The organism is Amycolatopsis rhizosphaerae (assembly GCF_007713715.1).
In the GTDB taxonomy this organism is placed as follows: Bacteria; Actinomycetota; Actinomycetes; order Mycobacteriales; family Pseudonocardiaceae; genus Amycolatopsis_E; species Amycolatopsis_E rhizosphaerae.
In genome coordinates, this window is sequence record NZ_VJWX01000293.1 from 1 (window position 1) to 8,927 (window position 8,927).

Sequence of the window (8,927 nt, forward strand, 5' to 3'; positions counted from 1 at the left end):
GTGCACCGCCGAGCGGGCCGGGCTTTGCCGGGGCCCTGGCCGTATTTGCTGTGAGGGGTCCCCTCACGGGCCTCAGCCCGCGGGGCAGTAGACGTCCGCGCGCGGCCGCTGACCGGTGACCAGGAAGTCGGTGACCGCGTTGTCGCCGCAGCGATTCCCGTTCGCCAGGTAGGCCTCGTGGCCGCCCGAGTCGACAGTGACCATCACGGCCCGGTCGCCGAAGGCACGGCGCAGGTTCAGCGCGCCGGAATAGGGCGTCGCCGGGTCACGCAGGTTCTGGACCAGGAGCACGTTCCGTGGCCCCCGGTCGCTGATCCGCACCGCGGGCTCGGCCGGAGCGGACGGCCAGAACGCGCACGGGGCGACGTTCACCGGCATCCCCGCCGTGAGCGGGTAGCCCGCCCGGTTGGCGGCCACCTTCCCGGCGTAGCCGTCGATCGAGTCCGGCCAGGCGACATCGCCGCACAGCGTGCCCACCGCCACCGCGTCGGTGTTCTGCACCGCCTGCTCCGGCGGCGCACTCGCCGCGGGCAGCGGAGTGCCGTCCAGCGCGGCCCTCATGACCGCCGCGAGCCTCGGGAACCGGCTGTCCGAGTACAAGGCCCCGAGCAGGGTCTCCCGCAGCGTGTTTCCGTTCAGCACCGGCGGTTTCGCGCCGGGCCACGGCAGTGGCCGCCGATCGAGGCGGGCAGCCAGCGCCAGGAACGTGTCACGCACCTCGGCGGGGGTGCCCGCGATCCGGTAGGGATTGCCCGCCGCGGAGGCCCAGGCCGCGAAGTCCGGGAAGCGGTCTTCCACGCCGATCGAGTAGTTGGCCAGCCATCCGCGTTCCAGCAGCCGCGGATCGGGATCGTCGTTGCTGTCCAGCACCACCTGCCCGGTGTGCGAAGCGAACAGTGTGGCGTAGACCGCGCCCACGTAGGTCCCGTAGGACACGCCCCAGTACGAGATCCTGTTCTCTCCCAGTGCTTGCCGGATACGGTCGATGTCGCGCGCCTCGGTGATCGAGCCGATGCTGCGCAGCACCGGCCCGCCTCGGGTCAGGCAGGCGTCGGCCACTTCCTTGGCCGCCGTCACGTTGGCCGCGATGCCGCCGTCCGCGTCCGGCCAGGGCAGGACATCGAGGTCGGCCGCCGGGAGGTCGCAGGACACCGGGGAACTCCGTCCCACCCCGCGCGGGTCGAAGCCCACCAGGTCGTAGCTGTCCAGCACCGACGCGGGCAGTTTGGCCGCGTCGACCGAAGGCAGGTTCAGTCCGGAGCCGCCAGGGCCGCCGGGGATCAGCAGCAGCACGCCGCGCCGGGAACGCGGTTCGGCGGACCGGATCCGGGAGATGGTCAGGGAAATCCGGGGGCCGCCGGGGTCGCGGTAGTCCAGCGGCACGGCCAGGGTGGCGCACTGCTGCCGGGGATCCAGCGGGCTGCCGTTCGCGGCGGCCGGGCACGGCCCCCAGGCCGGCGAATCGGCCGCCGCGGCGTCGGCGGCAGGCATGCCGGTCGCCACCAACGCCGCCACGAGCGCGCCGGCCAGAACGATCTTTTTCATGTCCGACAGCCTGTCTTCGGTGCGTCGCGCGGACCATCCGGCGACCCCCAGCCATCGGGGTAGGGCCCGCCCCCCATGATGGAATCGTGCAGGCTTGGGGACCAGTGGAAGGCGGGACTATGCGATGGGGTCGGCGGATCGCCCTGACCGTGCTCGTGTCGGTGCTCGCCGGATGCGCCGTGACGGGCAACGCACCCAGCGGGCCGGCAACACCGGCACCGTCGAGCGCGTCCGCCTCGGCCCCGACCACCTCGAACCAGGATCCGGCGCAATTCGCCGCACAGGTGGTGACGCACTCCCGTGAGGCGGGGGTGGACGCGCAACTGGTCATGGCGATCCTCTACAACGAGTCGTACAAGCCCCACGACCCCGAACTGGAGCGGGCCTGGCAGCAACTCCACCCCGACGCCGCGTTCGGTGTGGCCAATATGCACCGGGCCGCGTTCGACGAGACCAAGCGCGGCCGCCCGTTCGCGGGCCGCGACTGGCAGGACCTACCCGGTGACCCCGACCTGGCGATCCAGGCGGAGGCCTGGTACCTGCACGACCTGGCCGCCCAACTGCCCGCCACCCGGTCCGGCCGCCTCACCACCGACGAGCTGCTCGCGCTCGGCTACAACACGGGCCCGGGCAACATGAGGGCCTTCGCCCGCGGCACCACCCCCGGCGTCCAGGCCCAGTCGTATCTCGACACGCTGCACGCCAACTGGACCAAGGCAGGCCAAGCCGTCACACACGGATGAAGCCCTCCCCCGGAGACTGCCGTCAGAGTTCACCAAAAGGACTTCCATGATCACCGGGTTCGACACCGTCCTCATCGCTGCCGGTCCGGCCGGTCCCGCGGTGACCCGCCTCCTGAACCAATGGGCACGGCACTGGACCGACATGCGCGTTGCCCTCGTCGACCATGATGATTCAGGGTTCCGCGAATGGTCGTCGACACGTCAGGATCTTCCCCAACGACAAGGCACGATCCTGGTTGCCCGAGACGACGACATGGTGGCCGACTGGGATGAGCACGGCTACAAAATCCCCGATTCGCCGGAGGGACCTTTTTCCCTCCTCTACGAACCGTGCCCGGCGCGCGTGTTTTCCGCACTCGTCAAAGAGGATCCGTACGCCCGGAACGGGAGGTTCGAACCGTACGACGCGGCAATCGTCGGGCACAACCTCACCCTGGTCACGATCGTCACCCCTGACGAGCAGAGCGATTACTCGCGAAGCATCATCGACGCCGCGGTGTCCGCACTGGCCGGAGAGTGACCTGAGCGGCCCGCGAAGCAGATCAACCACCAACGGCCACACGCCAGCCCGCTCTTCCAAGACCACCTCATCGGGGGGTCCGTCTCAGCAACGGTGTTTCCAGTTGTTGATTAGTAGGTTTCGGCGGCCGGCCAGCGGTCACCGAAGGTGACGGCGAGCGCGTTCAGCACGGGCTTCCAGCGCATCGCATCGTAGGAAAGGAACGGAATGAACTCCTCCCACGCGTTGCGCCACAACCGGATCATCGCCCGATACTTCTTAGAGGTCCTAACACAATGAGTGGTTCTTGAGTCGGCGCCAGCAGATGAGGCTGCATCCGAGGCTGAGGAAGGCTTCGTGCATGTCGTCGCGAACCTCCCATCGGATGCGGAGACGTCGGAACCAGTGCAGCAGCGCGAAGCACTGCTCGACCACCCAGCGATAGACGCCCAGTCCAGAGCCGTGCCGGGTGCCCCGGCGGGCAATAATCGGCTGGATTCCCTTGGCCTGGAGCAGCTTGCGGTACTTGTCGTGGTCGTAGGCCCGGTCGGCGAACACCACACCGGGCCGCCGTCGCGGGCGGCCTCGTCTGCCGCGGATAGGCGGGATGGCCTCGACCAACGGCATCAGCTGGGTGACGTCATGCCGATTGCCGCCAGTCAGCCTCACCGCCAGTGGGATCCCTCCGCCGTCGGTGATCAGATGATGCTTGGACCCGGTACGGCCGCGGTCGACCGGGCTGGGACCGCTTTTGGGCCGCCCTTCACCGCCCGCACATGCGACCCATCCACCGCCGCCCGCGACCAATCGATCAACCCAGCCGCGTTGAGCCTGGCCAACAGCAACTCATGCAGCCGCTGCCACACCCCGGCCTCCTGCCAATCCCGCAGCCGACGCCAGCACGTCATGCCCGAGCCGTAACCCATCTCCTGCGGCAAGAACTCCCACGGAATGCCCGTGTACAACACAAACAGGATGCCGCACAACGCCTTCCGATCATCCAGACGCTTACGCCCCGGATGCCGCAACCGCCGCTGAACCCTGGGCAGCAACGGCTCGATCAACTCCCACAACCCGTCCTCAACGTCCCACGGCCGACGCTGGGCCACCACAACCTCCCGCCAGAAGATCAACAATTGGCAAGATCAATACCACACCACCAAGATCATTCTGTTAGGACCTCTTACTCCATTTTTCCTCCAGATCATCGAGAGCGGCGAGCGCCGCATCCTGATTGGGTGCCTTGTAGATCGGTTTGATGTCTTCCCACACCGCGGTCACCGAGTCCGGTAACCCTTTCAGGCCGTCGCAGACGAGGAAGAACACGTCGTTCACGCCACGGTTCTTCAGGTCCATCAGGACCGAGAGCCAGAACTTGGCGCCCTCGCCACCGGTGCCCTCCCACAGCCCCAGGACGTCCTTGCTTCCGTCCAGCGTGACACCGATGGCCGCGTAGACGGGCTGGTTGGCGACCTGCCCGTCACGCACCTTCACCACGATCGCATCCACGAACACCGCGGCATACACCGCGTCCAGGGGACGGTTGCGCCATTCCTCCATCTCCCCGATCACCGCGTCGGTGCCTCGTTCAACGCTGTTTCCAACACATTCTTGGTGAACAGCTTCAACACGCCGTCCGGGCCCGTCAGATCCAGACCCTTCTCCCGGGCCAACGCCACCATCTCCGCGGCGGCGGCCTGCTCCGGCGACAACGATCGCCCCGACTTGCTGATCTTCTTCCCGTCTGTGCTCACAGCATCAGAGGTCATCACTCACAGTGCCCATCCCGCCGGACCTACGTCCGGCGCGTCAGGCTGGAAAGCGCCGTTACCGAGACAGTCCCCCATCGGGCGCGTGTTCGAATTTGTGTTCGAAGTGTCCCTGATCGTGTGATGCTGTTGGCAGTGTGTCGTCGATACGCTTGTGGGGTGACCGAGAACTGGGGGTTTTCCGGGCCCGATCCGGAACTGTACGACCGCATCGCCGCACTGCAGCGGGATGAGGTGTTGTCGCTGATCGCGGCGGCTGAGGCGTGTGCGAATACGTGTCAGGCGGTGAAGCTGGCCGCGGTGGCGGCGTTGGGGGATGCGGATTCGGTGGCGAAGGAGGTTGCCCTGGAATTGCATTATGGTGCGCGTCAGGCGGAGGGTCAGGTGTCGTTGGCCCGGGATTTGGTGCGGCGGTTGCCCGGGACGTATGAGGCGATGAGGCGGGGTGTGCTGGATCCGTATCGGGCGTCGAAGGTGGCCGATCAAACCTCGGTCCTCACCGACGAGCAGGCGCGAGAGGTGGATGCCCTGGTGGCGGGGAAGATCACCACGCGGGATGCGACGTCGGTGCGGCGCCTGGTGAACAGGACCGTCGCCCGGGTCGATCCCGACGGGCACGCGCAGCGGTGTGAGGAGCGCAAGCGGGGACGCAAGGTCCAGTTGTGCCACGAGGACGACGGAATGGCCACCCTGTACGCCTATCTCCCGGCCGAGATCGCCGCCACCATCTACACCCGAGTCGATCGCGTCGCCCGGCGACTGCGGGGTAACGGCGAGGAACGCACCCTGGACGAGCTACGGGCGGACGTGTTCTCCGATCTGTGCCTCAGCGTCGCGCGGCCGGTGGAACCGCCGCGAGCGGAAGTGTTCGTATACCTGGATTTCCTGACCTGGACCGGGCTGCGCAACGAACCCGCCGAACTCGCCGGACACGGGCCGATCCCCGCGCAACTGGCGCGGGAGATCGTTGCCAATGCCACGATCCGGCGGGTCATCACCGACCCCATGACCGGTATCCCGATCGAGGTCGGACGCCACCGCTACCGGCCACCCGCCGCCACCAAAGAACTCGTGCAGGTGCGCGACCGGGAATGCCGGGTGCCGGGGTGTCACCGCCCGGTCCAGGCCTGCGATCTGGACCACGTCGAACCATGGGCCCAGGGCGGCGGCACTCACAGCACCAACCTTTGCGGCCTGTGCCGCCGGGATCACCGGTTGAAGGACGAGCCCGGCTGGCAGCACCGCATGACCGGCACCGGGACGCTGGAGATCACCACCCCGGCCGGTCGCACCTACCGCAGCGAACCCGAACCCCTCATCACCGCCGCCTGGGCCCCGATTCCTGGGCGTACGCCGGACAGGCCGGCTAGTGAAAGTACACAATGGACGAGTTACCAGTTCAGTACGCTGACCGCATGGTGTGGCCCTGGCCGTCCGCCACAGTGCGCTCGGCGCCCCCGAAGCTACCCGGTGACCAGCGCCCGGGGCGGGCGCCGTTGACCGCGAAGCGGCTTGCCGCCTGTCCGTTCGGCTTGCCAGGCACGCGGCGCGTGTCGCGCTGCTCGGCCGAGCAGTTCCATTCGGTGGGAACCGTCCATCCCGGATGGCTTCGGCGGGCCCGGCGAACACCGTGACGCGCAGCAGGTGACCGGGCGCCTCACGCCCACCGGGCCAGGAGCCGGTCCAGCAGGTGCGGTGCGAGCGGGGCGTCGGTGGCCAGCACGACCCGGCAGCGGGCGCCGGGCCGGTCCACGCTGCCACGCCGCTGGCCGCGCAGATCGCACAGCGTCTGCCCGCGGCCAGGGCCGTCGGTCGCGTCGATCACCACGGGCACGCGCGGGGCGATCGTCGGGGTGATCCCGCCCGCGGCGATCGCGGCGGCCAGCGGGTCGTGCAGGGCCGAACCGCGGCGGCCGTAAAGGTCCACATAGAAGTCGAAGTAGACGTCGAGAATCCGGCCGAGCCCGATCAGGAAGGGATCGGCCGAAGCCAGCAGCACCCGCCGGTGCTCCTCCTCGAGCGTGTTCTCCAGGGTGACGTCCAGCGGAACGAGCGTCAGATCCCAGGGCGCGGCGAACACCACGGCCGCGGCCTCGGGATCGTTCGCGATGTTGGCCTCCGCCACGGCGCTGACGTTGCCCGGGACCAGCGCCGCACCCCCCATGATCGTCACCTCGGACACCAGGCCGGGGAGCGCGGGTTCGAGTTCCAGGGCACGCGCCAGGTTGGTCAGCGGGCCGACCGCGACCACGCGAAGCGCACCGCCGTGCTCCTTGGCCAGCCGCACCAGGAATTCCGCGGCGTCCTCGCCGACCGGGTCCACTTCGGACGCCGGCAGTTCGACATCGCCGACACCGTTGCGGCCGTGGATGTGCGGGACCGCCCCACCGTACCTGCCCACGAGCGGGTCGTGCGCGCCCACCGCGACCGGGATGCCGGGACGGCCGGCGAGGGCGAGGAGGTCGAGCGTGTTGCGCGCTCCCTGGGCGGCGGTGACGTTCCCGCTGACCGTGCCGATGCCCACGAGGTCGACCTCCGGCGAGGCCAGCAGGTATGCCAGGGCCACGGAATCGTCGATGCCGGTGTCGCAGTCGAGATAGACGGGTGCGGGCGCGCCGGGCAGCACAGTCACGGAGAATCCTCAATCCTGCGACCGGTTCCGGCGCCCTTGGCGGCATCGGTGAGTGGTATGACGACCGGAGCAGACGGTATACAACCGCGCTGGACCGGGTCAACCCCGCGAGGGCAGGCGCGTAACCTTGGTCGACCGCGGGTCCTTGCGCTACGCTCACTGCTCGTCCGGGTATCAACCAGCCAACGGCGGTATGGCGGCCCTCCTTCGTCCGCGCTGGAGAAGCCCATGACCGAGCAGGTCCCCATCCCGGTACTCGGTGGTGTTCTTCCACCATCCCGATCTCGGCGTTACCGGCGCCACCGACCCGGCCATCACGGTCAGCGCCCGTGACCACGTGATGGCCAGGCAGTGCGACTCCTACCCGATCGAAACGTGAGGATCAGCGCGCGGCGTTCTTGATGAACTGCTCCACCCGCTCGGCGGCGCGGTCGCCCCCGTAGTAGCCACCGCGAACGTGCCGCCGAGTGGTGTTTTCCTCGGTCGCCCTGGCCGCGGAATGCCAGAGGTAGCAGTCGTGCAGAATGATGTCGCCCCGTTCGGTGAAGACCGGAACCTCACCGGGAATCGTCTCGAACCGCAACGGCATCTCGAATGGCGGGGCCGCGTCGCTGTGACCGCCGACCGGTTTCGCGTCGGCGGGGACCTCGACGTCGTTGACGTTCCGGTACGGAGCCGGAGTGGCCCAGTTGTGGCTTCCGGGGACCACGCGGAGGAACCCGTTCGCCGGTGAGGTCCCGTCGAGGTGGAAGGTGAAGGCGGTCGACGGCCAGATGTCCAGGCTCGGCCCGGACTGCCAGTCCGAATGCCAGCCGATGCGGGTGTATCCGGATTCCCTGCCCGGCCGGGCATCCTGGTACACGATGCCGTGGTTGTACCGGTCGCGCAGCCAGGCCCGCTCGCCCAGGAGCCTGCGCAGCACGGTGGCCAGGACGGGATGGGTCGCCGCTTGGTGTACGGCCGGGGAGATCTCGTTGACGTACTCCACATAGTTCACGAAACGCTCGGCCTTCGAGGCGTCATCGAGGAAAACTGTCGAACCGTAGCGTTCCGGCAACTCGCCGCCGAGCACCTTCTGTTGCGCGGCAACACACTCGGCTTCCATCCGGTCCATCAGCTCCACGGTGAAGACACCGCGCAGCACGACGAAACCGTTCTCGCGATAACACAGTTCAAGAGCGTCCAAAGTGGCCTCGTCGATGACGGGGCCGAAGACCGCGGCTTCGGCGGCAGGAGTAATCGGCATGTCCTCCATTATGCGACGCGAAATACCACCGAAGCCCCGGGCGGCATTCTTTTACCTGACCGACACAACGTCGTTTCACGACGTCTTTTCCCGCGCCTAGGGTGACCACTCATGAGCAGCAGATCATTGTCCGCGCTACCGAAGGCGCATCTGCACATCCATCTCGAAGGCGCCATGCGGCCGGAAACCCTGGCCGAACTCGCCCTGAGGTACGGGATCGAGGTGCCCCCGGTCCGCGGCTACGGCTCGTTCACCGAGTTCGCCGGGCAGTACCGGGCCGCGTGCGCGGTACTGCGAACCCCGGACGACCTGACCCGGCTGGTGCGTGAGGTCGTCGAGGACGCGGCGGCGGCAGGCGCGGTGTGGGTCGAGCCCCAGTTCTACCCACCCCACCACAGCGGAATGATCGGTTCGCCTGCCGAATCGACCCGGCTGGTGGCCGAGGCGGGGCGGGCGGCGGCCGCGGAGCTCGGTATCGGCTTCGGCCTGATGA

At 68.2% G+C, this 8,927-nt stretch carries 9 protein-coding genes and 2 pseudogenes; 4 read left to right on the forward strand and 7 right to left on the reverse strand.

What is annotated here, in order from left to right:
* Positions 1-72 precede the first annotated feature (72 nt).
* Positions 73-1,545, reverse strand: a complete 1,473-nt coding sequence (locus tag FNH05_RS24665; RefSeq protein WP_144591095.1) for an alpha/beta hydrolase — start codon at positions 1,543-1,545, stop codon at positions 73-75.
* A 119-nt stretch (positions 1,546-1,664) separates the two neighbouring features.
* Here FNH05_RS24665 and FNH05_RS24670 point away from each other — a divergent pair, with 119 nt between their 5' ends.
* Together FNH05_RS24670 and FNH05_RS24675 are read left to right on the forward strand one after the other, a co-directional pair.
* Positions 1,665-2,288, forward strand: coding sequence for a transglycosylase SLT domain-containing protein (locus FNH05_RS24670; RefSeq protein ID WP_144591096.1), 624 nt, complete (start codon positions 1,665-1,667; stop codon positions 2,286-2,288).
* Positions 2,289-2,334: 46 nt separating this feature from the next.
* Positions 2,335-2,808, forward strand: a complete 474-nt coding sequence (locus FNH05_RS24675) for a hypothetical protein (RefSeq protein ID WP_144591097.1) — start codon at positions 2,335-2,337, stop codon at positions 2,806-2,808.
* Positions 2,809-2,918: 110 nt separating this feature from the next.
* Here the strand turns inward: FNH05_RS24675 and FNH05_RS38880 are convergent, their stop codons facing one another.
* The 4 genes and pseudogenes from FNH05_RS38880 to FNH05_RS40090 all read right to left on the reverse strand — a co-directional run bounded on the left by FNH05_RS38880 (position 2,919) and on the right by FNH05_RS40090 (position 4,556).
* Complete coding sequence (locus FNH05_RS38880) at positions 2,919-3,053, reverse strand: hypothetical protein (protein ID WP_281287631.1); 135 nt, start codon at positions 3,051-3,053, stop codon at positions 2,919-2,921.
* 22 nt (positions 3,054-3,075) lie between these two features.
* A protein-coding gene (locus FNH05_RS24680) for an IS5 family transposase (RefSeq protein ID WP_144591100.1) occupies positions 3,076-3,896 on the reverse strand; the annotation gives its coding sequence in 2 pieces (ribosomal slippage) (positions 3,076-3,542 and positions 3,542-3,896; 822 coding nt in all).
* 70 nt (positions 3,897-3,966) lie between these two features.
* Positions 3,967-4,383, reverse strand: a pseudogene (locus tag FNH05_RS24685) (transposase); the annotation flags it as partial.
* Positions 4,356-4,556: a hypothetical protein gene (locus FNH05_RS40090; RefSeq protein WP_425458487.1), complete on the reverse strand. Its 201-nt coding sequence runs from the start codon at positions 4,554-4,556 to the stop codon at positions 4,356-4,358. The gene FNH05_RS40090 and the pseudogene FNH05_RS24685, both read right to left, overlap by 28 nt.
* Before the next feature lie 159 nt (positions 4,557-4,715).
* Between FNH05_RS40090 and FNH05_RS24690 the strand changes: the two genes are divergently transcribed.
* A complete protein-coding gene (locus FNH05_RS24690; protein WP_246127925.1) occupies positions 4,716-6,056 on the forward strand; it encodes an HNH endonuclease signature motif containing protein in 1,341 nt (446 codons plus the stop codon).
* 157 nt (positions 6,057-6,213) lie between these two features.
* On the opposite strand, the gene FNH05_RS24695 is transcribed toward FNH05_RS24690, so the two are convergent.
* Both FNH05_RS24695 and FNH05_RS24700 read right to left on the reverse strand, forming a co-directional pair.
* A complete protein-coding gene (locus FNH05_RS24695; RefSeq protein ID WP_222426702.1) occupies positions 6,214-7,188 on the reverse strand; it encodes a nucleoside hydrolase in 975 nt (324 codons plus the stop codon).
* Positions 7,189-7,570: 382 nt separating this feature from the next.
* Complete coding sequence (locus tag FNH05_RS24700; protein WP_222426703.1) at positions 7,571-8,434, reverse strand: phytanoyl-CoA dioxygenase family protein; 864 nt, start codon at positions 8,432-8,434, stop codon at positions 7,571-7,573.
* A gap of 111 nt (positions 8,435-8,545) precedes the next feature.
* On the opposite strand from FNH05_RS24700, the pseudogene FNH05_RS24705 reads away from it, so the two are divergent.
* Positions 8,546-8,927, forward strand: a pseudogene (locus tag FNH05_RS24705) (hypothetical protein); the annotation flags it as partial.